The 23,969-nt window shown below is 67.0% G+C and carries 21 protein-coding genes and 1 pseudogene; 10 read left to right on the top strand and 12 right to left on the bottom strand.

Annotated elements, in window-relative coordinates; translation table 11 throughout:
- The first annotated feature begins 8 nt into the window (after positions 1-8).
- Together ACWEKS_RS37605 and ACWEKS_RS37600 are read left to right on the top strand one after the other, a co-directional pair.
- Entirely contained in the window at positions 9-914 is a 906-nt protein-coding gene (locus ACWEKS_RS37605) for an SGNH/GDSL hydrolase family protein (protein WP_452344504.1), read from the top strand.
- Entirely contained in the window at positions 911-2,275 is a 1,365-nt protein-coding gene (locus ACWEKS_RS37600; RefSeq protein WP_452344503.1) for an acyltransferase family protein, read from the top strand. The genes ACWEKS_RS37605 and ACWEKS_RS37600 overlap by 4 nt, the downstream gene beginning before the upstream one ends.
- A gap of 20 nt (positions 2,276-2,295) precedes the next feature.
- On the opposite strand, the pseudogene ACWEKS_RS37595 reads toward ACWEKS_RS37600, so the two are convergent.
- A pseudogene (locus ACWEKS_RS37595) lies at positions 2,296-2,490 on the bottom strand (IS481 family transposase); the annotation flags it as partial.
- A gap of 66 nt (positions 2,491-2,556) precedes the next feature.
- The gene (locus ACWEKS_RS37590) at positions 2,557-3,300 is read right to left on the bottom strand and encodes an alpha/beta fold hydrolase (RefSeq protein WP_452344502.1); all 744 of its coding nucleotides are present in this window, start codon (positions 3,298-3,300) and stop codon (positions 2,557-2,559) included.
- Between the two features lie 73 nt (positions 3,301-3,373).
- Here ACWEKS_RS37590 and ACWEKS_RS37585 point away from each other — a divergent pair, with 73 nt between their 5' ends.
- The 3 genes from ACWEKS_RS37585 to ACWEKS_RS37575 all read left to right on the top strand — a co-directional run bounded on the left by ACWEKS_RS37585 (position 3,374) and on the right by ACWEKS_RS37575 (position 6,693).
- Positions 3,374-4,069, top strand: a complete 696-nt coding sequence (locus ACWEKS_RS37585; RefSeq protein WP_452344501.1) for a helix-turn-helix transcriptional regulator — start codon at positions 3,374-3,376, stop codon at positions 4,067-4,069.
- A 308-nt stretch (positions 4,070-4,377) separates the two neighbouring features.
- On the top strand, positions 4,378-5,841 hold the full coding sequence (locus ACWEKS_RS37580) for an alkaline phosphatase family protein (RefSeq protein WP_452344500.1): 1,464 nt from the start codon (positions 4,378-4,380) through the stop codon (positions 5,839-5,841).
- A gap of 183 nt (positions 5,842-6,024) precedes the next feature.
- Positions 6,025-6,693 (top strand): hypothetical protein, encoded by a 669-nt coding sequence (locus ACWEKS_RS37575; RefSeq protein ID WP_452344499.1) that lies wholly within the window; start codon positions 6,025-6,027, stop codon positions 6,691-6,693.
- On the opposite strand, the gene ACWEKS_RS37570 is transcribed toward ACWEKS_RS37575, so the two are convergent.
- From ACWEKS_RS37570 to ACWEKS_RS37540, 7 genes are all read right to left on the bottom strand, one after another.
- Positions 6,639-6,875, bottom strand: a complete 237-nt coding sequence (locus ACWEKS_RS37570; protein WP_452344498.1) for a hypothetical protein — start codon at positions 6,873-6,875, stop codon at positions 6,639-6,641. The two genes, ACWEKS_RS37575 and ACWEKS_RS37570, sit on opposite strands and share 55 nt — an antisense overlap.
- Positions 6,876-6,898: 23 nt before the next feature.
- Complete coding sequence (locus ACWEKS_RS37565) at positions 6,899-7,189, bottom strand: hypothetical protein (RefSeq protein WP_379379444.1); 291 nt, start codon at positions 7,187-7,189, stop codon at positions 6,899-6,901.
- Positions 7,190-7,311: 122 nt separating this feature from the next.
- On the bottom strand, positions 7,312-8,046 hold the full coding sequence (gene narI, locus ACWEKS_RS37560) for a respiratory nitrate reductase subunit gamma (RefSeq protein ID WP_452344497.1): 735 nt from the start codon (positions 8,044-8,046) through the stop codon (positions 7,312-7,314).
- On the bottom strand, positions 8,043-8,723 hold the full coding sequence (gene narJ / locus ACWEKS_RS37555) for a nitrate reductase molybdenum cofactor assembly chaperone (protein WP_452344496.1): 681 nt from the start codon (positions 8,721-8,723) through the stop codon (positions 8,043-8,045). The genes narI and narJ overlap by 4 nt, the downstream gene beginning before the upstream one ends.
- Positions 8,720-8,896 carry a hypothetical protein gene (locus ACWEKS_RS37550; protein ID WP_379379438.1) on the bottom strand — a complete coding sequence of 59 codons (177 nt, stop codon included), beginning with the start codon at positions 8,894-8,896 and terminating at the stop codon, positions 8,720-8,722. The genes narJ and ACWEKS_RS37550 overlap by 4 nt, the downstream gene beginning before the upstream one ends.
- Positions 8,893-10,665: a nitrate reductase subunit beta gene (narH, locus tag ACWEKS_RS37545; RefSeq protein WP_452344519.1), complete on the bottom strand. Its 1,773-nt coding sequence runs from the start codon at positions 10,663-10,665 to the stop codon at positions 8,893-8,895. Before narH ends, ACWEKS_RS37550 begins: the two co-directional genes overlap by 4 nt.
- A gap of 10 nt (positions 10,666-10,675) precedes the next feature.
- Positions 10,676-14,407 carry a nitrate reductase subunit alpha gene (locus tag ACWEKS_RS37540; protein WP_452344495.1) on the bottom strand — a complete coding sequence of 1,244 codons (3,732 nt, stop codon included), beginning with the start codon at positions 14,405-14,407 and terminating at the stop codon, positions 10,676-10,678.
- A gap of 323 nt (positions 14,408-14,730) precedes the next feature.
- Between ACWEKS_RS37540 and ACWEKS_RS37535 the strand changes: the two genes are divergently transcribed.
- The 3 genes from ACWEKS_RS37535 (at position 14,731) to ACWEKS_RS37525 (ending at position 17,515) form a co-directional block, all read left to right on the top strand.
- Positions 14,731-15,174, top strand: a complete 444-nt coding sequence (locus tag ACWEKS_RS37535; RefSeq protein ID WP_452344494.1) for a YdeI/OmpD-associated family protein — start codon at positions 14,731-14,733, stop codon at positions 15,172-15,174.
- A 127-nt stretch (positions 15,175-15,301) separates the two neighbouring features.
- A complete protein-coding gene (locus ACWEKS_RS37530; protein ID WP_452344493.1) occupies positions 15,302-16,516 on the top strand; it encodes a DUF222 domain-containing protein in 1,215 nt (404 codons plus the stop codon).
- 636 nt (positions 16,517-17,152) lie between these two features.
- Positions 17,153-17,515: a hypothetical protein gene (locus tag ACWEKS_RS37525; protein ID WP_452344492.1), complete on the top strand. Its 363-nt coding sequence runs from the start codon at positions 17,153-17,155 to the stop codon at positions 17,513-17,515.
- 143 nt (positions 17,516-17,658) lie between these two features.
- Here ACWEKS_RS37525 and ACWEKS_RS37520 read toward each other — a convergent pair whose 3' ends face one another.
- Together ACWEKS_RS37520 and ACWEKS_RS37515 are read right to left on the bottom strand one after the other, a co-directional pair.
- Complete coding sequence (locus ACWEKS_RS37520; protein WP_379468259.1) at positions 17,659-18,771, bottom strand: hypothetical protein; 1,113 nt, start codon at positions 18,769-18,771, stop codon at positions 17,659-17,661.
- A gap of 3 nt (positions 18,772-18,774) precedes the next feature.
- The gene (locus tag ACWEKS_RS37515) at positions 18,775-19,911 is read right to left on the bottom strand and encodes a phosphotransferase family protein (protein ID WP_452344491.1); all 1,137 of its coding nucleotides are present in this window, start codon (positions 19,909-19,911) and stop codon (positions 18,775-18,777) included.
- A 325-nt stretch (positions 19,912-20,236) separates the two neighbouring features.
- Here ACWEKS_RS37515 and ACWEKS_RS37510 point away from each other — a divergent pair, with 325 nt between their 5' ends.
- Positions 20,237-21,592 carry a DoxX family protein gene (locus ACWEKS_RS37510; protein ID WP_452344490.1) on the top strand — a complete coding sequence of 452 codons (1,356 nt, stop codon included), beginning with the start codon at positions 20,237-20,239 and terminating at the stop codon, positions 21,590-21,592.
- Here the strand turns inward: ACWEKS_RS37510 and ACWEKS_RS37505 are convergent.
- Entirely contained in the window at positions 21,582-22,544 is a 963-nt protein-coding gene (locus ACWEKS_RS37505; protein ID WP_452344489.1) for a poly(ethylene terephthalate) hydrolase family protein, read from the bottom strand. The two genes, ACWEKS_RS37510 and ACWEKS_RS37505, sit on opposite strands and share 11 nt — an antisense overlap.
- Positions 22,545-22,753: 209 nt before the next feature.
- Between ACWEKS_RS37505 and cobA the strand changes: the two genes are divergently transcribed.
- Entirely contained in the window at positions 22,754-23,962 is a 1,209-nt protein-coding gene (gene cobA / locus ACWEKS_RS37500; protein WP_452344518.1) for a uroporphyrinogen-III C-methyltransferase, read from the top strand.
- Positions 23,963-23,969 lie beyond the last annotated feature (7 nt).

The raw sequence follows: 23,969 nt of genomic DNA, 5'->3' as shown, positions 1-23,969 counted from the left end.
GTACACACGTGTCGGGAATCAACGGTCGGTGGCTGTGTGCCGCGGTGGTCGCGTTCGCCGCGGCCATGACGGGAACATCGGGGGCGCAAGCGGATTCGGTTCCGCAGGGTAAGGAACTCGTCATCCTGGGCGACTCGTTCACGGCCAACGGCTGGAACCCGCTGTCCCAGGAGAAGAAGTGCGACCACGGCGACACCGCGTGGCCGGTGCAGCTGGGCGCACTGATGGGCGTGCAGGGCACCGATCGGATGTGGAACCAGTCGTGTCCGGGCGCGTCGCTCGACACCGGGGACGGATACACCCTGAAGGTCCAGGCCGCCAACGCCGACAAGGCGGGCTCGTTCGGCCCGAAAACCAAGCTGGTGACGGTGCAGTTCGGCCTCAACGACGTCTGGGGTGGCGCCCCGCAGTCCCCGTGGAGCTCGATCGAGCGCTGCTTCTACGACGTCGTCGGCGGCTGCGGTCCCGACGCGGTGGCCGCCGGCCGAATGACCGACCCGCAGAACGTGACCGGCGCCGAGTACGCCTCCCGCATCAGCAAGGTCATCACCTACATCCGGTACTACGCCCCGAATGCGCACATCGTGATCGTCGGCTACCCGGAGCTGTTCCGGCCCGACCAGGACGCCATCTGCTTCGACATCGCCGGTGTCCCGGCCACCCAGCCGCGCGGCCGCACGGTCGTCGAGTACCTCAATCGCATCGACCAGGCCGAGCGGGAAGCCGCCGCGCAGCTGAACCTGGAATACCTCGACGCCCGCGCGCTCACCGCCGGGCATGGGCTGTGCACGCCGCAGCAGTGGGTCAACGGAGTGTTCGACCCGAAAGTCAATATCGCCGGGCTGCCGTTCCACCCCGCTCCGCAGGGCGACGCCGTGGTAGCAAACGCACTGTACGAGAGGTACGCACGATGACCCGCCCGCCCGAAGTCGCCCCGCGCGAGGCCTCCGCCGCGCTCGCGGTGGAGCAGTACACCACCCAGCTCCTCCAGCCCGCCCAGGCCACGCGGGCCGCCGAACCGGTCCTGACGGCCGAGCCGGCCCGGACGAAGGGTCTCACCGAGTCCGTCGCCGAGCGCGCCCGGCGGGAGCGGCCCGCGCTGCCCTCGCTGACCGGCGCGCGGTGGTGGGCGGCATTCGCGGTATTCGTGTTGCACGCCTTGGTGTTCCTGCCGGTCTACCCGTTCCAGAAGTCGGCGCTGTTCCGCCACATCCACGAGTGGATCCCGATGCAGCTCGGGGCCGCGGGCGTCACGTTCTTCTTCGTGCTGTCCGGTTTCATCATCTACTGGTCGTTCCGGCCGGGCATGTCGGTGCGCGCCTTCTACCGGCGGCGGGTGCTCAAGATCTATCCGACGCACCTGTTGGCCGCCGCCGCCTTCATCGTGGTGGCGAGCGTGCCCCTGCACCGCGCGGTGGTGTGGGTGCCGAACCTGCTGCTGGTGCACACCTGGGTGCCGAAGTGGACCACGGTCGGTGGGCTGAACGTCCCGTCCTGGTCGCTGGCCGCGGAAGTGCTGTTCTACCTGAGCTTTCCGCTGCTGCTGCCGCTGGTCATGCGGATCCCGACCCGCCGCCTGCTGCTGGCCGCGGGCCTGCTGATGCTGGGCATCGCCCTGCTGCACACCTCGTACTTCCTGTGGGTGGACGGTCCGAAGGGCATCGCGAATGCCTTTGCGCCGCGGCTGGTTCCGGGCAACGCGTCGCCGCACTACGAACTGCACGCCTCCCCGGCCTGGTTCCAGCAGCCCGACATCCCGGTGTCCCCGTCGTACTGGCTCAGCTACACCTTCCCGCTGTCGCGCCTGCCGGAGTTCTTCCTCGGTGTGCTGGCGGCCCGTATGGTGCTCGAAGGTCGTTGGCGCAACACCAATCTCGCCTGGCCGCTGGTCGCGCTGACCGTCGCGTACGCGGCGACCTGGGTGGTGCCGGTGAACTACAAGATGTCGGTGCTGCTGCTGCCCCCGATGACGGCGGTGGTGGCCACCATGGCCGCCCGGGACCTGGCCGGCATCCGCGGCCTCAACTCCCACCCGCGCATGGTGTGGCTCGGCAATGTCTCCTTCGCCTTCTACCTCATCCAGTTCCCGGTCATGGTCCTGGTCACCCGATACCTGATCGGCGGCAGGGAATTCGGCATCCTCGGCTGGGCCGGCTTCTCCCTGCTGTGCCTGGTCGTGTCCACCGCCCTCGCCGCACTGCTCTACCACTGGGTCGACCTGCCCATCATGCGGAACTTCGCCCGCTCGAAGCGGGACACCCGCGCGAAGGTCTAGTTGTACTGCCCGGGGACGTTGCCACCGCCGTCGGGGATGTTCCCGAGCTTCTTCACGTCCACGTGGACGAGCGATCCCGGGTGGTCGTGCTCATACCGGCGAATTGGCTCACCGGTCGCCCTGTCTATATAGGACAGCCGATTCAGACGGGCCGAGCACAGGATGCGATGAGCCGTCGACGGGGCGACGCCAAGCCTGCTCGCGAGTTGAACCGGGCTGATCTTTCGGGAATTGAAGAGGGCCAGCCGCTTCGGCTGGCCCTCTTCAGGTCTGTCTGCGGTTCAGTCAGCTGGGGAAGTCGCTGCTGCGGCGAGGATGTGGGCGAGGTCGCCGGGGCGGCTCCACATGGGCCAATGCCCGGTCGGGAGGTCGATGAGGTCAACATGGTCGAGGTTTGACACCTCGGCGAACATGGGATGACCCGAGTTGGCCAGCTCCATTATCTGCGCGCTCGGGATCGAGCAGCACACCAGAGTGGTCGGGACCGCCAGACGCGCATCGTTGGTGAGCTCCACTTGCTGGCGTAGCACGGGACCGGGTTCTGGAACGGCCCTGGCTCGAAAGCGCTCGAGAGCCTCCGTGCTCAGGCCCTCGAGGCTGGCCTGCTCCCCGAGCGCGTCGAAGGGCGGCAGGGGAAACTCGTCCAGATCCTCGGGCGCATCCGGGGCGAAGATACTGCCGGACGCGACGGGCCCGCTATCGACCCACACCACTCGGCGGACAAGTTCAGGATGCTGATCGAGCACAAGGCTTACCGGCGCGTTGGCTCCGCTGTGCGCCACGATGACTACCGGCTGGGCCTCGGAAGCATCAGCCTGGGTCATAGTCTGCTCGATCGCCGTCGCCTGGTCATCGAGCGTCCTGGACGCCCGCTTGGGGTCCCGCTCATCGAGGCCGGGAAGCGTCATCGGGATGGTTCGCCAGCCGTCAGCGGGCAGGTGTTCCAGCACCTCGTCCCATGCCCAAGCCCCTAGCCAATGGCCAGCGATCAGGATTATGGTCGGGCGGCTCGCGTTGTTCGTCACACCACGATGCTCTCGAGCCTCGCGGACAAGGGTATGTCACCATTTTTGGCATGATTTTTTGCCGGGGCGGGAGATGAAGAGGGCGGAGCGACTCCACGCCCTGTCCGAGATGCTGCGACGCAGCGGACCGCGTGGATGCACTGCTGAGCGACTGGCAAAAGAGTTCGGCGTGTCCGTGCGGACGGTCAAGAGAGACCTCACCGCACTCGAGAACAGTGGCGCGCCGATCTGGTCGCGCCCGGGCCCCGGCGGTGGCTACGGGCTAGTCGCCCGAGGCACCCTGCCACCGGTCAGCCTGACCCCTGTGCAGGCAGTGGCACTACTCGCGGCAGTCTCTGCTGCACCCGATGCCCCCTACGCCGATCTCGCCTTGGCCGGCGTTCGGAAGATTATGGACGTACTCGATCCACAGACCCGGACGAAGGCCGATGAGCTGGCCAGTCGCGTCTGGGTGAACGCGCCTCCTGCTCCGCGCGCGATCAAGTCAGCGCTGGAGGAAGCGATGGCCGAGCAACGGGTGGTGCGTATCCGCTACACCTCGCGGGACGGCAGCAAGACCACCCGCGACGTCGAACCGGTGATGTTCGGCTCCACGAACGGCCATTGGTACCTGATCGGGTGGTGCAGGCTACGCAGCGATATGCGGTGGTTCCTCGTGTCCCGTATCGAGCACGCCAGTGCAACCAAGATTGCCTGCAGCGGCCATGACATTGACGAGATCGGCATCCCCCCAGCGACAGCAAGACCCGTGAATGGCCACGGTGAGTGAGGCACTCGATTTATCAACGTCTCCGGTCAATACATCTAGTCCACGCTCGACCTGTTGCTTGTCGATAGCTGTACTTGCTGGCCGACGTTCCTTGCGGCACGACCTTCCCCATTGCTGGTCGTCCGTCCAAAAGCCGGGTGGTGTTCACCGCCCGGCCATGGGCAGAGCGGTGATCCGACACCTAGAACCTGTTCTATTCGGGGCGCACTTCGGTAACGACCCGCAAAGGAACATGTATGCGCCACAAAGGCGTTGGAAACGGCCACGGCAAATTATTCGCTATCACGACTGCGGCCGCACTGGCCGTCTTGGGAGGCTCCGCGGTCACGCCGTCCGTGGCGCATGCCGCGGTCACCAGCCCGAACCTGATCGTGGATGGCGATGCCGAGGCGGTGGCACAGTGCTCGCCGAAGGGGCTGGACGGCATGACGCTGCCGGGCTGGACCATCGGCAAGGGTGAGCCGAATGCGGTGTGCTACGGACAGTCCGGATGGCCGGACGCGTCCTCGCCGGGTCCGTCGAACCGGGGTTCGAAGTTCTTCGCCGGCGGCGGCACCGGTAATGCCGAGATGGATCAGACCATCAGCGTCTCGGCCGCGGGTGCGGCCATCGACCAGGGTGGCGTGAGCTTCGATCTCAATGGCTGGCTGGGCGGATTCGGTGCCCAGGACGATCGGGTCAACATGACGGCGACGTTCCTCAGCGCATCGGGGTCCGAGCTCGGCTCCGCCGAGTGCGACGACGTGAGCAGCATCGATCGCGGCCTGAAAACCGGTCTGCTGCAGCGTGATACGAAGGGCACCCTGCCGAAGGGTACGCGCGCGGTGAAGATCCAGCTGAACTTCAGTTGGACCTACGGCGACACCAACGACGGCTACGCCGACAACCTGTCGTTCACCATCGGCGCCGCACTGCCCGCACCGAAGCTCACCGCACCCGCCACCACGGTGCCGGGTTACGACCACGTCTTCATGGTCTACCTGGAGAACCAGGACTACGACGGCCTCACCGGCATCATCGGAAATCCCCAGGCCCCCTACATCAACGGCCTGCGGTCGCAGGGCGCGACACTGAGCCAGTCCTACGCCACGACGCATCCGAGCGATCCGAACTATGTCGCGCTGGCGGCGGGCGGACTGTACGGGCTGGTCGACAACAGCGTGGGCGCGACGACCATCGACGCGCGCCACATCGGCAACAGCGCGGACGCGGCGCACAAGAGCTGGAAGGGCTACGCCGAGGACGCCAACGGCAATTGCGACCAGTCCTCGCACGATCAGTACTACCCGGATGACCTGCCGTTCTTGTACTTCCAGAACATGAAGTCCAACCAGTCCTACTGTGCGGCGCACCTGCAGCCGCTCACGCAGATGACGACCGACCTGCAATCCGCCGCCACCACCCCGAACTTCGTGTGGTTCGCCGCCAACGAATGCCACAACATGGAGGGCTGCGGCGTCGCCTCGGGTGACAGCTGGCTGGGCGCCACCCTGCCCGCGATCCTCAACTCCCCGGCCTGGAAGCAGCAGCGCTCCCTGCTGATCGTGACCTTCGACGAGGGCGCCACCAAGGCGTTCGGCCCGCTGTTCCCGAACCGGGTCCCGACCATCGTGCTCGGCTCGCAGAACTCCGTGAAGCCCGGCTACACCAGCTCCCAGCGCACCGACCAGTACGGCTTGCTCCGCACCATCGACACCGCCCTCGGCCTGCAGCCCCTGACCAACAACGACGGTTACGCGGCCACGGTGAACGACATCTGGTCCGGCCACTGACGGTCCCGTCGCTCGTCCGGACGATCTGACCGCGCAGGCACACCCGGTGTGCCTGCGCGGCATGTTCGGCGTTGCTGCGCGGCATGTTCGGCGTTGCTGCGCGGCGTGTCCGGGCGACGCGCGGCATCCTGGGCGGATCGCGAGGTGCGGGATCCTGTCGGTTCGCGCGGCTAGTCTGCGTGGATGGTCAAACCGGAGTCGGCGCTGCGCCGCTTGATGCGCGATACGGGAAAACTGCTGCAGCCGTATGGGTTTGAGGGGGCCGAGCCGACCTGGGTGCGGGGGATGCCCGGCGGTACGGCCACCGTGGCGCGGACGCGGACATTCCGAACGTTCACCGGTGGACAGCAGATGCTCCGATTCGGGCTGGGCGCCTGGGCGACCCCGACCGCGTGGTGGGAATTCCGCAACTGGCGCAACGAACGCCTGGGCCTTGCACCGCTCGCGATCGAGGCCGCGGCGGGGCCCGGCCTGCTCCCGGGCGAGGGCCTACCCGAGGACCCGGACCAGCTGTGGTCGGTGCGCCTCGACCCCGACCAGCCGGGTCACGTCCAGCCCGGCGATATCGACCTGATTCGCGCAGAGCTGCCCCGGCGCGTCCACGCCCACGCCCGCCGCGCGCTGCGCCTGCTCGACCCGGACAGCTATCTCGAAGAGCTGCTGGCGCAACCGAATCCGACCGTCGCCACTTGGGAGGCCATCGCCGTGCTGCTCGCCGAGCAGGGCCCGAGCTCCCGCCTGGACGAGGCTCTGGCTCGCCTGACGCGCGCAGCGCGGGAGCAGCCCGACTCGCGCACTCAGGACGTCGTCGACTTCATCGCGGCCCGCACCTTGTCGAGCCGCTCGGCGTAGAAGAACACCCGTCCGCATCCCAGGCAGAGCAGGGCGAGCAGGTCCGTGAGGGCCCGCCCGCCATTGCGCTGGATCAGATACGTATCCATATTCCCGCTGAGCGTCACGCGGCGTTCCCCGCAGTCGGGGCAGGGCGTGGCCGGTGGCGTAACCCGCTCGGGCGCGGTCTTCTTCGAGAACACCGCGCTATTGTCGCCCGGCGAGCCTATTGCTGCCCGGCGGAGCGCTGATACTCGCGCCAGGCCTTCTGCGTTTCGGTGAGTTTCGGCTTCGGTGTGCGATTGCGGAAGAAATTGACCACCATCACGACCGGCAGAATGAACGCCTGGAAGAAGATGAGGTAGGAGCCGCCGTCGAAAAGGAAGGCGAGATAGAAGGCGTAGCCGAGATAGACCGCGCCGAAAATGCCGTTGATCGAGCGTGAGGCGCTGCTCTGCCCCTGTCGCACCACCGCCAGCGCCAGCATGATCACGCCACTGAGCGCGAGCAGGCCCACATACCAATTGAACATGGTTTCCCCCGAAGACAATTCGAGCCCAACCGTTCGGCTCGGCCGCGCCGAACCATAACACCGGCCGGGACCGGGCGCCATCGATAAATCGATGCACGCCCGGTGTCTCAGCGCCGCGGAATGGCGGGGGTATCCCAGGCGCGGGCGTAGCGGGCCTTGTCCGCGGACTTGTTCGGCTTCGCGCGGTACACCACGTACGGGCGGACCAGGTAGCCGATGGGCGCGGAGAACATGTGGACCAGGCGGGTGTAGGGCCAGAAGGCGATGAGGGACAACACGATCAGGCCGTGCGCCTGGAAGGTCCAGGGGGTGCCGACCATGAGGTCGGGGTGCGGATGCAGGGTGAACAGGCTGCGGAACCAGGGGGAGACGGTCTCGCGGTAGTTGTAGGTACCCCAGAGCAGGTTGCTGCCGACGGTGTTGAGCAGACCGGTGATCAGGGCGGCGGCCAGCAGGATGTACATCACCTTGTCATTGGTGGTGGTGGCCTGACGGACGGCGGGGACGGTGACGCGGCGGTAGAGCAGGATGCCGATCCCGGCGATGACCGCCACGCCCGCAACCGATCCCGCGGAGACGGCGACCACGTGATAGGTCTCCTCGGAGATGCCGACGGCGTCGGTCCAGGACTGCGGGATCAGCACGCCGAGCACGTGCCCGCCGATCACCCCGAGCATGCCGAAGTGGAACAGCGGGCTGCCCAGGCGCAGCAGCCGCGACTCGTAGACCTGTGAAGACCGTGTGGTCCAGCCGAATTGATCGGTGCGATAGCGCCACAGGTGCCCGAGCACGAACGACGTGAACGCGATGTAGGGCAGCGTCAGCCAGAGCGCGGAGCTCATCGGCGGGCCTCCGATCCGGTGAAGGCGAGCGGGTCCATGGCGAAGGGCTCCAATCCGACTTCCTCTTCGGGCGGGCCCTGGGCGGCGAGTTCGGCGATACGCCGGCGGTCGGCGGTGGTGACCGGTGGCAGGGTCGCCACCACCGACGCCAGCACCCCGGCATAAGGAGATCCGCTGTCGGAAAGCGACAACCGCAGCAGTTCCAGCACCGGGACGTGTTCGCCCAGCAGTCGTTCGCCGCCGACGGGATCGACGGTGGCGGCGAATTCGAGCAGCACGGGCAGGTGGTCGGGCAGTTCCTCGTCGCCGAGTTCGACCCCGGCATGCCGGTAGGCGTGCTTGAACCGCAGCAGCGCCATCCCGCGCTTGCGGGTGTCCCCGTAGGCGTAGAAGGTCAGGTGCAGGCTGGCCCGGCGGCGCATGTCGAAGGTCTCGACATACTCCTGGGCCAGCGCGATCGCATCGCCGGTGCGCAGGTACGCGAGGAACCCGGCCAGCAGCGGACGGACCGCGTCCGGCAATTCCGCTGCGGCGGCGTCGAGTTCGTCGAGCATGGCCAGGGTCTGCGCGCTCGGATAGTCGAGCAGCAGCGCGCCCAGCCGCCACACCAGTCGCCGATCGCGTTCGCTCATGGCGACGGCGGGTTCGGGCCGTCGCCGCAGTTTCAGCAGGCTCATCGCGGTGCTCCGGTGGATTCCGTTGCGGCGGTATCGAGTTCGTCGATCATGGCGCGCGTGCGCGGGTGCGGGTAGTCGAGCGACAGCGCATTCAGCCGCCACGCCTGCCGCCGATCCTCTTCGTGCGCGGTGACGGCGGGTTCGGTGCGCCGTCGCGGTTTCAGCAGGCTCATCGTGTGGCTCCGGTGGGTTCCGGCTCGGCGGCGGCAGCGCCGTTGCTGACGCCGTCGACACCGGAACCATGGTGGCCATTGCCGTTCCCGTTGCCGTTTCCGGACGTGGCGGTGGATACGCCGGCGCCGCTGCCGTTCGCTCCGTTTCCGCCATGGCCATTGGCACCGGAGCCATTGGTGCCGGTTGCGGTGGGCACCAAGCCTTTCGTGCTCCTGCCGTCCCAGTTCAACAGGTTGATGCGGTTGGATTTCTGGTCGGGGGAGGCATCGTTGGTGTCGGTGAGGTGGAATTTGTCGGCCATGTAGTCGAAGGCCGTCATGCCGGGGCCGCCGTCGGTGTCGAGCGAGCATCCCGTGGCGAGGGAATCCAGTTCGTGGGCACGGGAAGTCGCGCCGGACGGGATCACGTACCGGTGTTCGTACTTCGCGATGGCCAGCAGCCGGTACATGGCCTCGATCTCTTCGGGCTCGAGGCCGACGGCGTCGGGGATGGACAGGTCGGGTTCCTGGCCGAGGTTGATCGAGCGCATGAACGACCGCATCCCGGCGAGCCGCTGCAACGAGGCACGGACCGGGCCGATCTCACCGGCGGTGAACAACTCGGCCAAGTACTCCAGCGGAATACGCAGGGCGTCGATGGCGCCGAAGAGGTTGTTGTGGTTCTCCCCGTCGTGCCCGGTCTGGGTGAGGGTGTCCACCACCGGCGACAGTGGCGGCACGTACCAGACCATGGGCATGGTCCGGTATTCCGGATGCAGCGGCAACGCGATCTGGTAGTCCACGATCAGCTTGTAGACCGGTGAATCCTGAGCGGCCTGAATCCATTCCGGGGAGATCCCGGCCCGTTCGGCCTCGGCGATGACGCGCGGGTCGTGCGGGTTGAGGAACACACCCAGCTGGGCGGGATAGAGGTCCTGGTCGTTCTCCACCGAGGCGGCCTCGAGGACCTTGTCGGCGTCGTAGAGCATGACCCCGATGTAGCGCAGTCGCCCGACGCAGGTTTCCGAGCAGACGGTGGGGATGCCGACTTCCACCCGCGGGTAGCAGAAGGTGCATTTCTCTGCCTTGCCGGTCTTGTGGTTGAAGTAGATCTTCTTGTACGGGCATCCGGTGACGCATTGCCGCCAGCCGCGGCACTTGTCCTGGTCGACGAGCACGATGCCGTCCTCGGCGCGCTTGTAGATCGCGCCCGACGGGCACGACGCGGCACACGAGGGGTTGAGGCAGTGCTCGCAGATGCGCGGCAGGTAGAACATGAACGTTTCTTCGAACTCCAGCTTGACCTGCTCGGAGAGCTTGGCCAGCAACGGGTCCTTACCCACCTGCTCCGGGCCCGACCCCAGCGAGTCGTCCCAGTTCGCGCCCCAGGTGACGTTGGTGTCCTCACCGGTGATCAGCGACTTGGGCCGCGCCACCGGCGTGGTGTCCATCTGCGGTGCGGACAGCAGATTGTCGTAGTCGTAGCTCCACGGGTCGTAGTAGTCCGACACCGTGGGCAGATCCGGGTTGGCGAAGATATTGAGCAGCCGCTTCATCCGCGACCCGGACTTGAGGGTCAGCCGGCCCTTCCTGTCGAGGGTCCAGCCGCCCTTCCACTTCTCCTGGTCCTCGTAGCGACGCGGATAACCCTGTCCCGGACGGGTTTCCACATTGTTGAACCACACGTACTCGGTGCCGGAACGGTTGGTCCAGGCCTGCTTGCAGGTGACGCTGCAGGTGTGGCAGCCGATGCACTTGTCCAGGTTCATGACCATGGCCAGTTGCGCCATCACACGCATATCAGTACTCCACTTCCTGCGAGCGCTTGCGAATCGTGGTGACCTCGTCGCGCTGATTTCCGGTGGGGCCGTGGTAGTTCAGCGCGAACGACTGCTGCGCATAGCCACCGATGAGGTGCGAGGGCTTGATCATGATCCGGGTCAGCGCATTGTGGATACCACCGCGTTTACCCTTGCCCCGCTGGACATCCGCCGTGCCTTCGATGCGCGGCACGTTCACCGCGCGGTCCTGGGCGTGGTACATGAACACCGTGCCCTCGGGCATGCGGTGCGACACGATCGCGCGGGCCACCACGATGCCGTTGCGGTTGATGGCCTCGATCCAATCATTGTCGGCGACACCGATTTTCGCGGCGTCCTTGTCCGACATCCAGATCGCCTGACCGCCCCGCGAGAGCGTCAGCATGTGCAGGTTGTCCTGATAGGCGGAGTGGATCGACCACTTCGAGTGCGGCGTCAGATACCGCACGGTCACGCCGTTCTCGCTCACCTTGCCGATGCCCGGCTCGGCGAACAGCGCGGTCATGTCCAGCGGCGGCCGATAGATCGGCAGCTGCTCGCCCAGCTCCATCATCCAGTCGTGATCGAGATAGAAGTGCTGCCGCCCGGTCAGCGTGTGCCAGGGCTTGGACCGCTCCACATTGATGGTGAACGGCGAATACCGGCGTCCGCCCGTCTCGCTCCCGGACCATTCCGGTGAGGTGATCACCGGAACGGGCCGGGCCTGCGTGTCGGCGAAGGTGATTCGCTTTCCCTCGTGTTCGGCAGCCAGGTCGGCCAGCTCGGTTCCGGTGCGCCGTTCCAGCGCATGGAACCCTTCCACCGCGAGCCGGCCGTTGGTGGTGCCGGACAGTGCCAGGATCGCCTCGGCCGCGTGGGTGTCCTTGGCCAGGGACGGACGGCCCTGCGCGACACCGGAAACCACAGTGCCGTTGACGCCGCGCAGGTAATCTACCTCGATATCGGGCAGAGTGGTGACACCCTTGGTGGTGAGTCCCAGCGTTTCGACCAACGGCCCGAGCGCGGCCATCTTGTCCGCGACATTCGGGTAGTCACGTTCGACGACAACGAGTTTCGGCATGGTGACACCCGGAACGGGCTCGCATTCGCCGTGCTTCCAGTCCAGCACCCGCCCGCCGGCCTGCGCCAGCGCGTCGGCGGTGTCGTGCTGCAGCGGCACCGCGACCAGGTCCCGGCGCACGCCCAGATGCTTCTCCGCCAGCCAGGAGAACCCGCGGGCAATGCGGTGGAAGGCCTCGAAATCGGTCTTGGCCTCCCACGGCGGGGAGATGGCCGGGGAGAAGGCGTGCACGAAGGGGTGCATGTCGGTGGAGGACAGGTCGTGCTTCTCGTACCAGGTGGCGGCCGGGAACACGATGTCGGAGAACAGGGTCGTGGACGTCATGCGGAAGTCCATCGACATCAGCAGATCCAGCTTGCCGGTAGCGGCCTCGTCGCGCCATTCCAGCTCCTGCGGGCGCACCCCGGTGGTCTCGGTGGTCTGCAGGTTGGAGTCCGCGCCGAGCAGGTGCCTGTGGAAGTACTCGTTGCCCTTGCCGGAGGAACCCAGCAGGTTGGCGCGCCACACCGTCAGCACGCGCGGGAAGTTCTCGGGCGCGTCGGGATCCTCGCAGGCGAAGCGGAGATCGCCCGACTTCAGGCCGTCCACCACGTAATCCGCGGGCGTCCTGCCCGCCTGCTCGGCCTCGTCGACGAGATCGAGGGGATTGCGGTTGAGCGTCGGATACGACGGCATCCAGCCCAGACGTGTTGCGAGCGCGATATTGTCGGCCGCCGTGCGCCCGGAGAAGGTGCCCTTGCTCAACGGTGAGGCGAACGACTCGGAGGTGAACGGGTCGTAGCGCCACTGGTTGTTGGCCAGATACCAGAACACGGTGCCCTGCATCTGCCGCGGCGGCCGCTGCCAGTCCGAGGCGAAAGCCAGTGTGGCCCAGCCGGTCACCGGACGGCACTTCTCCTGGCCCACGTAATGCGCCCAGCCGCCGCCGTTCACGCCCTGGCAGCCGGTGAGCAGGGTCAGGGTGAAGAAGGAGCGGTAGATCTGGTCGGAGTGGAACCAGTGGTTGGTGCCCGCGCCCATGAGGATCATGGACCGGCCCTTGGAACGCTCGGCATTGTCGGCGAATTCGCGGCCGAGGCGTTCGGCCTGCTGGGCGGGGACGCCGGTGATCGACTCCTGCCAGGCGGGAGTGTACGGCTGGGTCGCATCGTCATAGCCGGTCGGCCAGCTGCCGGGCAGGCCGGACCGGGCTACGCCGTACTGCGCCAGCAGCAGGTCGAACACCGTCGTCACCCGTCGTCCCGCGATGACGGTGGTCGGCACGCCACGGGTGAGGACACCGCCCTCGGACCCACCCGGCGGCCCGTCGAAGCGGGGGAACTGCACGGCCGCAACATCATCGGTGCGCCCGTGCAGGGTCAGCAGGGGATCGATGTCCCCCAGATCCAGGTTCCAGCGCCCCTTGCCCGCCTCGTTGAAGCGGTGGCCGAGAGAGCCATTGGGCACCTGCGGACTGCCGTCCGCGTCCAGCAGCACCGTCTGGTGCTCGACGCCCTCGCCGGTGCGGCCGAGATCGGCGGCGGTGAGGAACTTGCCGGGCGTGAAGGTGTGACCGCTGTAGTCGCCGTCGGTGGACCAGCCGCCCTCGTGCTCGTCCAGCACCACCAGGTACGGCAGATCGGTGTAGCGCTTGACGTAGTCGTTGAAGTACGGAGTCTGCTTGTCCACGAAGAACTCTCGCAGCACCACGTGACCCATGGCCATGGCCAGGGCGGCGTCCGTACCCGGGCGTGCGGGCACCCATTCGTCGGCGAACTTGGTGTTGTCGGCGTAGTCGGGGGAGACCACCACGACCTTCTGGCCGCGGTAGCGGGCCTCGGTCATGTAGTGCGCGTCCGGGGTTCGGGTGACCGGGACATTGGAGCCCCACATGATCAGGTAGCCGGCGTCGAACCAGTCGGCGGACTCGGGCACGTCGGTCTGGTCGCCGAAGACCTGCGGGGAGGCCACGGGTAGGTCGGCGTACCAGTCGTAGAACGACAGCATCGAGCCGCCGATCAGCGAGATGAACCGGGCGCCGACCGCATGCGAGACCATGGACATGGCCGGGATCGGCGAGAAGCCCGCGACGCGGTCGGGGCCGTACTTCTTGATCGTGTAAACGTGTCCGGCGGCGGCGATTTCGGCGGCTTCCCACCATTCGGCGCGCACGAACCCGCCCTTGCCGCGCGCCGACTTGTAGGCCTTGGCCCGGTCCGCGTCCTCGACGATGGACTCCCACGCCAGCACCGGATCCTTGAGCCGCGTCTTGGCGTCGCGGTACAGCTCCAGCAGCGTGCCACGCACGTACGGGTAGCGGATGCGCGCGGGGGAGTAGGTGTACCAGGAGAACGACGCACCACGCGGACAGCCGCGCGGCTCGTACTCCGGCTTGTCGGCGCCGACGCTCGGGTAGTCGGTCTGCTGCGACTCCCAGGTGATCACGCCGTCGGAGACGTAGATCTTCCACGAGCACGAACCGGTGCAGTTCACGCCGTGCGTGGACCGCACCACCTTGTCGTGCGACCACCGGTCCCGGTAGAACTCGTCGGCCTCGCGCCCGCCCACCTTGTGCAGGGTGCGCAGGTCACCGGACACCTCGCCGCGGTTGAAGTACTTCCCCAGTCGAAGCAGCGCATCGGCGGACGAGTGTCCGTTCCGCGTAATAGCCATAACGCCCCCTTCGAGCTGGAAAACCGGGCTGCTGGCTCGACTGTAGGGACGCCGGGGGAGGCGTCAAAACGGTTTGCTCACAATGCTCGAAGCGCATTTGTGAGCTGTGAGATCGCCGCAATGTTCCGGTCACTGAGGGGTAGCGGCCGAGGTCACACCTTGCGGTCGCGACCTGGGAAAACCTCTTCGCAGGCAGTGAAACAAGTTCTCGGAAGGGGCTTCCGGGGCAGCGGCGGTGAAGCTTCCGAAACGGTTGGTTCTCGGTTACTTAATATTTGTTAACACACCTTCGGATTGCTGAGTGATCGCTATATCGTGCACCCATGCAACGATTCGACGGCGTCATCGAAACCGCTGCCAACGGTGGTGCATACATTCGCATTCCCCCCGACATCATCACCGCCCTCGGCGGCGGTGGCCGCATCCCGGTTCAGGCCACCTTCGACGGCATCCCGTACCGAGGCGCCATCGCCACCATGGGTGCGGGACCGTGCCTGGGCCTGCTGAAGGCGATCCGCGCCGAACTCGGCAAGGGGGCTGGAGACCGGGTCGCCGTCACTGTCGAGCGTGACACCGTGGAACGCACCATAGCTGTCCCCGACGACCTCGCCGCCGCACTGCGGGAGGCGGGGGTACAGGACGCCTTCGACAGGCTCTCGTACACCAGCCGCCGTGAGCACGTCACCGCCGTGACCGACGCCAAGAAACCGGAGACCCGCACTCGCCGGATCGGCAAGATCGTCGACTCCCTCGCCGGCGGTTCTTGAAACCGATCCACTGTCTCATTGAAATCCATTGAGGCAATGGTTATTTCAGATTCAGTGGAGTTGAATTATGTTGGGATATAGGACATTTCGGGTTCCGATGGGTGTGGGATAGCGATAGAATTAGTGCATGACTTCGACGGGGGTGACACTCGACAACTGCGGCATCGCAGAACTGGCGGCCGCCGTCGAAGCCCTGTCGAATTCCGTCCTCCGCGGGAACCTCACTCCGCTCGCCGACGGTGATGTCGTGGAGTTGATGCAGCGGTTGGAAACCTGCAAACGTCAACTGTCGGCGCTGGATTCACGCCTGATCATCGAAGCCTGCAATCGTTCGCTGCCCGAAGGCAGTGGAGCGAAGGGCGTAGTGCCGTTCCTGCGCCAGACGTTGGGGTTGTCGAGGTATGACGCGTCGGTGCGGGTGAAGATCACCCACCAGTGCGGAGAATTCTTCGAACCCACCGGTCATCTGCGCCCGGCCGCGCTGGAGAAGACCGCCGAAGCCTATGAGACAGGCGACATCTCACGCGATCACGTCCGCAACATCATCGACGTGATGAACCACCTGCCCACCGACATCCCCGCCGAGACGCGCGCGGAAGCCGAACACCTCTTGGTCGATCACTCCCGCATCGGCTGGCCCGATGACCTGCCCAAGATCGGCCGCGACATCCTCGCCCGTATCGACCCCGACGGCAAGGTCGTCTCCGACACCGACCGCCGTCGCCGCCGCGGCTTGATCCTCGGCCGTCCCGGGGTGGACGGGATGTCGTGGATCGAGGGCTGGATCACCCCCGAACTGCGGGCACTGCTGGATGCCGTCTTCGCCAAGCTCGCCCGTCCGGGCATGTGCAACATCGACGACGCCGACAGCGTTACCGCCACAATCAAGGTCGTCGACTCGAAGGTCCTCGAGGCCGCGGCCCGTCGCGACCGTCGCGATGCCGGGCAGCGCACCCACGACGCGTTGTTCGCGTTGCTGCAGCCCGGTGTCGACCCCGCCAAGCTCGGCTCCCACCGCGGCCTGCCGGTACAGGCCATCCTGACCATGTCCGTCGCGGATCTCGAGCATGGGGCCGGGGTCGCGACCACCGCCTCCGGTGGCCACGTGTCGATCAACGAGGCGTTGAAGATGGCCGAGGGGACCCGCCCGGTGCTGGTGGTCCTCGACGCCGACGGGCTGCCGCTGTACCTGGGTCGCTGCCAGCGCCTGGCCACTCCGGCTCAGCGTTTGGCGTTGATCGCCCGCGACAAGGGCTGCACCCGACCCGGATGCGACGCACCCGCCTCGATGTGCGCGGTGCACCACATCACCGACTGGGCCAAGGGCGGCCCACCGATCTGACCAACCTGACCTTGGCCTGCGATCACTGCCACGCGCTGGTCAACGACGGTCCCGACGGTTGGAAAACCGTTGTCGTGGGGAAGGATTCCCCGTATCGGGGGCGCACCGGGTGGATCGCCCCGAAACGTCTTGACCCGACTGGCATTCCTCGCGTGAACGACAGACATCACGTCGGCGAGTCGGTCACCGCTGCCATCGATTCCAGTTGCCGAAGGTGGGGTTCACGGGCGGCGTGATTCCCGGCTGCTCGTGTGCTGTTGGCGTGCGCAGGGACCGGGGAGTGTGGTTGCGTCGCCTGCCCTACCGGACTCGAGCTGACGCCGGGTTGAGAGCCGCCACCCACCGATCCCGGCCCACGGACCGTACGCATCGCCTTCTACGGACAAAACCCACCGCAAGCCCACCCTGAAATCGCCGAACACCGAACAACCACAGCGGTCTTCTCCTCGCGACATCCCATCCTGCGGATACCCCAACCCCGAGACCTAAGCGAATACCTCCGGCATCGACACCCACATGCAGGTTCAAAGGTGAGCGGGCTGGTAGACGAAGGCGCGTCCCCAAGTCTGCCCCCCTCCCTTCTCCAGGCATCTTTGGTCTTTTGTTTTTTGCGTTTTGTTCTTTATCTTTTGCCTTGTGGCGTATCCCACCCTCGTACCCGACGGCTGGCGCAGCTTCCTGATGTGGTGGCGTTTCTGGGGCACCGTCGGCTTCTGCGCCACAGCCTTCCTGTCCTTCCTCATCATCAGAGACCTGGACGGCATCCCAGAGTTCTGCGGCTGGCGGCACCCTTGCCCACCCCAGATCATCCTGGGCCTGGGCGCCTTCCCCCTGTACACCTGGGCAGCCGGTGGCGCCGTCTCCTGGCAGCTCGGTCGCATAGCCCGACGCCACGGCTGGCGCCCCACCTGGGCACTCGCGATCGGTGCCCTGATCTTCATTGCAGGCTTCCTACTCAGCCTCTACATGGTCGCCACTTACTGGTGGCCCTCCACCTGACCACTTCCTCATCCGGGCCGCGGCGTCCGCGATCAGTGAATTCCGCAGTAGGCCACCGGAATTGCCGACATGTGATGTCACTCTCGCACGCCGCAGCCCCCGCCGGGTGGTTGGTTGCCGGCGAGGGCTGCGGCTGTGCGCGATCAGGGTGCGACAGCACCCCAATCGGCGAATCCGGTCGGATCGTGGCGCCCCATGGTGCCGTGCTCGAACAGTCCCCAGCCCTCGGCGTCGCCACAGCGCGCCTTGCCGACGTGGTCGATGACGCCGAACGGAATGCGCCCCGCAATGGCCGGATCGGTCAGGTCGTAGAGCTTGCTCTCGGACCAGTCGCGGCCCTTCCATTGGCCGTGCTGCCAATCGGGGTCGCCGCCGTAGCCGCAACCGACATTGAGGGCCATGAAGGTTCCGGCCTCGACCTCGACCTCGAGCGGCTTGCCGTCGGGCGTGGTGAGATCCAGGCGCACCCGCGTCGGGATGCGCGTGCCGGACTTGTACGTCAGATGCACACGGGGCCAGCCCAGTTGCTCGACTCGCCCGTCCTTCCAGATCCGGGTGGCGTCGTTGAGGGTGCGGAAGCCGTTGGGCTCCTCCTGCACGATGACGATGATGGAGAACTCGTCGAACAGCAGCGGCACGTACAGCCACCAGAAGCCTTCGGACGGTTCGGACCCCAACCGGCCGGGGTGATCGGATTCGCCGACCGGGCGGATGCCCCAGGAGCGGTCGCGGGTGCCGCACCACGCTGACGGGTCCACGCTGATGTCGGTGCCGTCGACATGCAGTGTGCCCGACCAGGTTCCGACCTGCGCGAAGCGCTGCGCGTCGATGATGGGCCGGTGCACGCCGGTGAGGATGGTGTGCGGCTGTTCGGCCATGGCCGGGAAGGAACCCTCCCAGGTCAGGTCGAAGGACAGGTCCTCGTGTTCGCAGAGCACGCGGATCTTCTGCAGCGGTTCGGCGATCTCGATCCGGTAGCCGCCGACCTTGGGCTCGAGGCTGCGCTCGGCCAGGGCGTCGGAGAACCGCACGGCCCGCTGGGTGTCACCGCGGCGGACGGTCGCGAACGCGTCGGTCACGCCCAGGTTCGGATATACGCCGAAACCGGTGACCAGGAAGGTGTCGCTGCCGGTGTCGAGCGCGTTGAAGTAGTTGCGGTCGTAGAAGTTCCGATCACTGGTCCCGACCCGCGACATGGACAGCGGGGTCTGGTGGATCGGGTATTCGTCGAGCGAGTTGATCTGATTCTGCGTCATCTCTCAATCCCACGAGTAGGTGCCGTCGAGCATGGCTTCCAGCAGATGCCGGTGCATCACGTAGTCGTCGCGATCGTCGTTGTCGGCCGCCTCACCGAAGTGGATCATCCGCCGCCGGATGCGGGCCATCACGATGCCGTGCCGTAGCGCGGCGTACATGAGGTACCAGTCCAGGTCGCGCACGGCGTGCCCGCTGGCCTCCTCGTAGAGCTTCTCCACATCGGCGCGCCGCATGTAGTCGGCCAGGCCCGGCTGGTCGAACCGCGTGGCGATGTCCTGGAAGAACCGGTGGATGAGAATCGTCCAGGCCACGTCGAGTTCCCGCGGGCCGATGGCGGCCATCTCCCAGTCCAGCACCGCGACCGGATCGAACTCGTCGAACATGACATTGCCCGGCCGGGCGTCGCCCCAGCTCAGCACGTCCGGTCCGGTATCGGTGGGGAAGTTCTCCTCGAGCCAGTCGAAAGTGCGCTCCAGCAGCGGGATGCGGAAGCCGTCGCGGGCGAGCGCCCAGTCGTACCACGCCCGCTGGGCCTCGAAGTGCCGCCGCAGCGCCGAGCCCTCGCCCGCCAGCATCGGGAACCGCTGGGCCGGATCGGGAATCGAGTGCACCTCGGCGATGATCTCGATGGTCCGGCAGGTCACCTGGTAGCGCTGCTCCGGGGTGGCCTCGTGCAGCCAGCCGATGAACACGTACGGCGGATTGTCCTCGGGCACACGGCCGTTCACGCGGCGCATGACGAAGAACGGTGCGCCGAGCACATTGTCGGAACCGGTCTCCAGCCAGCACAGCGGCGGCACCGGCAGGTCGGTGGCCTCGGCGACACCGGCCATCACCGCGAACTGTGTTGCCAGGTCGTAGTTCTCGAACACCGGGAAGGAGCTCTGATCGGGCGCGAGCCGCGCCACGAAGGACCCGCCGGCCGCCTGCCCCTGCTCGGTCCACTCGGCGTCGAAGAGCAGCGTGGTGCTGGACATGCCGCCGGCCTGCGGCCGGGTGATCGAGGTGACCTGCGGCGGCTCGTCGGCCTCGACCTTGGTCCCGAGCCACTGCGCGAGTTCGGTCGCGAGTTCATCGAGGTTCTGGTCGGAAACCGTGAGTTCCATCCGCTGGTTGGGATCGGCGTGGGCCGAAGTCATGGGGTCCTCCCTGCGCGGGTGTAGCGGAGTGTGCCTGCGGGCTACCGGATGCGGCCGAGTCGCCGCTGTGGTAAGCCCGGTCGGCACGTTGGGTGAAATGTAACGCGTTCTAAATAGCTCCGGTAGAGGATCGGCGAGACCCGATTCACCAGTACCGGTGACTGGGATGTGGCTTGGTCGCCACGTCGTGGTCGTGCTGCCACGTACGCCTCGAGAAGTAGTTCCTATCAGGCATATTCCGGGTCGGCTCAGGGTGAATCCGGAAGCGTGCGGACCGCCGGACCGCCTACCGTCGGAGCTTCCGAATGGAAGTGAGGGACGGGGCATGGGCGTGCAGACAATCGACACCACGACCGATCGGGAGGGGAGGGACACCGAACCCGCACGGTCCTGGAATCCGATCGGACGCATTCTCTTTCGCTTCGGATTCCTGTACTTCGGGCTCTTCTGCGTCTTCTACCCGCAAATGCTGATCGACTTCGCAGGACCGCTGCAACGCTGGCTCCCGGACGACTGGCCCCGCCTCTGGATGAGCGTGTCCCTGCCCGTGGTGAAGTGGACGGGCCACACCGTCTTCGGGACCGATGTGGCGCTGCACAGCACGGGCAGCGGTGATCAGGTGGTCTTCTGGATCCTGGTGTTCTGCCTGCTCGTGATCGCGGCGGCCGGGACCGTGCTCTGGACCATGCTGGACCGCACCCGGACCGAGTATCACCGCCTGTCCGCGTGGTTCCTGCTCTTCATCCGGTTGTGCCTGGCCGGTCAGATGCTCGGATACGGGTTCGCCAAAGCGATTCCGACGCAGATGCCCGAGCCCGCGCTCACCACGCTGCTGACCCCGTACGGCGACTTCGCGCCCATGAGTGTGCTGTGGAGTCAGGTCGGCGTGTCACCGGTGTACGAAACCCTGCTCGGGACCGCCGAGGTGCTGGGCGGTGTGCTGCTGCTGATACCGCGCACCCGGTTGGCGGGTGTGCTGCTGAGCCTGGTGAGCATGGCGCAGGTGTGGGTGCTGAACATGACCTTCGATGTGCCGGTGAAGCTGCTGTCGTTCCATCTGATGCTGCTCTGCCTGGTCCTGCTGGTGCCCGAGGCCCCGCGGCTCACCGCGCTGCTGACCGGCCGGGCCGCCGGTCCGGCCGCCACACCGGAGCCGTTCCGCACGCGCCGGACGCTGCGCTGGGCGGCCGCCGCTCAGGTGCTGCTGATCGTGTGGTTGTCGGCGGGCTACGTCTGGATCGGGGCGGACAACTGGCACGAATACGGCGGTGGCAGCCCGAAATCCGAACTGTACGGCATCTGGACGGTCACCGACTTCACCCGCGACGGCCAGCCGGTGCCGCCGCTGCTGACCGATGAGAGCCGCTGGCGGCGACTGGTTTTCGACCAGCCCACAATGGCCGTCGTGCAGCGCATGGACGATCAGTTGATGCCGCTGGGCGCGCAGATCGACACCGGCGCACACCGACTGGTGCTCCGCGGCGCGCAGGCGACCACCGACCTGGCGGATCTCGGCTACCAGCAACCGACGCCGAACCGGCTGGTGCTCGACGGCCGGCTGGACGGCCACCCGGTCGCCATCACGCTCGATCAGGTCGACCTCGGCCAGCTGCCGCTCCGGAAGGGCCGTGGCCTGCACCTGATTCGGGAAGACGCGAACTTCGGCAAGGTCATGGGGTAGTGATGTCGCTGATCTGGTTGGTCCACAGCGGATTCGGGGCGAGGAATTCACCGGATCCGGCCGCGAACGCCCGCTGGGCGTCGGCCCTGCCGAGCAGCCGGGCGGCCAGCCAGGCGGTGGGATAGCCGAGGTAGCCGGAGACGCCGGAGGTGCACGGCCAGGAGGCGTCGGCGCAATCCGGTTGGCCCTGAACATCATTGTGATTCGGGCCGACCAGGGTGCCCCACGCCTTCTGGACACCGGCGGGCACCGCCTCGTAGAAGGCCCGCAGTGATTGCAGGCCGACGGCCGTCGGCGGCAAGGTCTGCTCGGACGGCGAGATGACGGTGTCGGCCGAACCGTTCACGAAGAAGACCGAACCACCGGCCAGTCCGAGGGTGTCGGGGCACCAGCCCAGGAAGCACGACAGCTGGATGGGCAGCTCGATCGGCACCGCGGTCTTGATCCGGCCGCCCGAATGCATCATGGCGTTGAGGGCGCCCGTCGCTCCCTGCGAATGCCCCACCGCGCCAATCGCATCCGGGTCGAGCCGGTCGTGGAAGACGCTGCCCGGGTCCGCGGCCAGGGACAGCAGCCGGTCGACCGCCCTCGCGATGTCGATCCCCGACCCGGTGGCCGCGTTCTCGGTGGCTATCACCACGAACCCCCAGGACGCGAAATGCCGCAGCAGATACGCGTATTGGTTCGGATGCGCGTTGGTCCCGTCGCCCCAGGTGATGATCGGATGCCGGAACCCGTTGGCCCCCAGCTCGGTCGGATACCAGATGTCGTAGGCCGCCCCGGTGGAGTCGCAACACGTGAAGGCGCGCTGTTCGGTCACCGCCCAAGGCCCCGGCTGCGCATAGACGGCCTCGACCGGCGGGTCCGCGTGACCGATTCCGAAGGGAATGCCGAGCACCACCAGTGCGGCGAGCAGGCAACAGCGAACAAGCACGGCGGCACTGCGTGTCATAGCTATCGAGCATAGAAATGACCGGCGCGTTGGATGCGCAAGATGACCGCGACCGTTGTGAACTCTGTATCGATTGCCACCCGGATGCCGGGCGATTGTCGTGGGCCGCCGCCCACGCCGTACCCTGAATCCTTGTGCAGAACCCCGCAGCCACCCCCGATGACCAGCCGGTTCCCGAGTCTCGGGTCGACACCGGTGATCCGAACTACCTGGTCGGCCTCGATCTGAACGGTCGCCGCGTGGTCGTGGTCGGCGGTGGCACGGTGGCGCAGCGGCGGCTCGGGCTGCTCATCGCTTCCGGTGCGGATGTGCACGTGATCAGCCGCGAGGCCACGCCCGCGGTCGAGGGCATGGCCACCTCGGGACAGCTGACCCTGGAGTTGCGCGCCTACGCCGACGGCGATCTCGACGGCGCCTGGTACGTCATGGCGTGCACCGACGAGCCCGAGACCAATGCGGCCGTGGTCGCGGAGGCCACCCGCCGCCGCATTTTCTGCGTCCGCGCCGACACCGCGCGGCTGGGCACCGCGGTCACCCCGGCCACCGCGCGCTACGACGGCATGACGATGGGCGTACTGGCCGGCGGGCAGCACCGCCGCTCGGCCGCGGTGCGCAACGCGCTGCTGGAAGCCCTGCAATCCGGTGTGGTGACCGATGATTCGGCCCCCGTGACCCCGGGCGTGGCGCTGGTCGGCGGCGGCCCCGGCGATCCGGATCTCATCACCGTGCGCGGCCGCCGCCTGCTGGCCCGCGCGAATCTCGTTGTCGCCGACCGGCTCGCGCCGCCGGAGCTGCTGGCCGAGCTCGGGCCGGAGGTGGAGGTCATCGACGCGGCCAAGATTCCCTACGGCCGGGCCATGGCGCAGGAGGCCATCAATGCCGCGCTCATCGAGGGCGCGAAGGCGGGCAAGTTCGTGGTGCGGCTCAAGGGCGGCGACAACTATGTCTTCGGGCGCGGCTACGAGGAACTCGAAGCCTGCGTCGACGCCGGTATCCCGGTGACCGTGGTTCCCGGTGTCACCAGCGCGATTTCGGTGCCCGCCCTGGCCGGTATCCCGGTCACCCACCGCGGTGTCACGCACGAGTTCGTGGTCGTCAGCGGCCATGTCGCCCCCGACCACCCGGATTCGCTGGTGGACTGGCCCGCGCTGGCAAAGCTGCGCGGCACCATCGTGCTGCTGATGGCGGTGGAGCGGATCGAGAAGTTCGCCGACGCGCTGATCTCCGGTGGCCGTGCCGCCGACACCCCGGTCACCGTCATCCAGGAAGGCAGCCTGCGCACCCAGCGCATCCTGCGCGCCGACCTGGCCACCGTCGCCGAGCGGGTGCGCACCGAGGGCATTCGCCCGCCGGCCATCATCGTCATCGGCCCGACCGCGGGCTTCACCGCGGGTGCGCCGGACCAGGACAACTCCTGACGTCGCG

The sequence above is a fragment of the Nocardia sp. NPDC004711 genome (genome assembly GCF_053601595.1).
Note: the sequence above shows the minus strand (reverse complement) of the source record. Positions and strands in the feature narration are given on the sequence as shown.

Coding starts and splice junctions, on each gene's coding strand:
- ACWEKS_RS37600 (WP_452344503.1), top strand. CDS start 911: ATGACCCGCCCGCCCGAAGTCGCCCCGCGCGAGGCCTCCGCCGCGCTC.
- ACWEKS_RS37585 (WP_452344501.1), top strand. CDS start 3,374: ATGAAGAGGGCGGAGCGACTCCACGCCCTGTCCGAGATGCTGCGACGC.
- ACWEKS_RS37575 (WP_452344499.1), top strand. CDS start 6,025: ATGGTCAAACCGGAGTCGGCGCTGCGCCGCTTGATGCGCGATACGGGA.
- narI (WP_452344497.1), bottom strand. CDS start 8,046: ATGAGCTCCGCGCTCTGGCTGACGCTGCCCTACATCGCGTTCACGTCG.
- narJ (WP_452344496.1), bottom strand. CDS start 8,723: ATGAGCCTGCTGAAACTGCGGCGACGGCCCGAACCCGCCGTCGCCATG.
- ACWEKS_RS37550 (WP_379379438.1), bottom strand. CDS start 8,896: ATGAGCCTGCTGAAACCGCGACGGCGCACCGAACCCGCCGTCACCGCG.
- narH (WP_452344519.1), bottom strand. CDS start 10,665: ATGGCGCAACTGGCCATGGTCATGAACCTGGACAAGTGCATCGGCTGC.
- ACWEKS_RS37540 (WP_452344495.1), bottom strand. CDS start 14,407: ATGGCTATTACGCGGAACGGACACTCGTCCGCCGATGCGCTGCTTCGA.
- ACWEKS_RS37535 (WP_452344494.1), top strand. CDS start 14,731: ATGCAACGATTCGACGGCGTCATCGAAACCGCTGCCAACGGTGGTGCA.
- ACWEKS_RS37530 (WP_452344493.1), top strand. CDS start 15,302: ATGACTTCGACGGGGGTGACACTCGACAACTGCGGCATCGCAGAACTG.
- ACWEKS_RS37520 (WP_379468259.1), bottom strand. CDS start 18,771: ATGACGCAGAATCAGATCAACTCGCTCGACGAATACCCGATCCACCAG.
- ACWEKS_RS37515 (WP_452344491.1), bottom strand. CDS start 19,911: ATGACTTCGGCCCACGCCGATCCCAACCAGCGGATGGAACTCACGGTT.
- ACWEKS_RS37510 (WP_452344490.1), top strand. CDS start 20,237: ATGGGCGTGCAGACAATCGACACCACGACCGATCGGGAGGGGAGGGAC.
- ACWEKS_RS37505 (WP_452344489.1), bottom strand. CDS start 22,544: ATGACACGCAGTGCCGCCGTGCTTGTTCGCTGTTGCCTGCTCGCCGCA.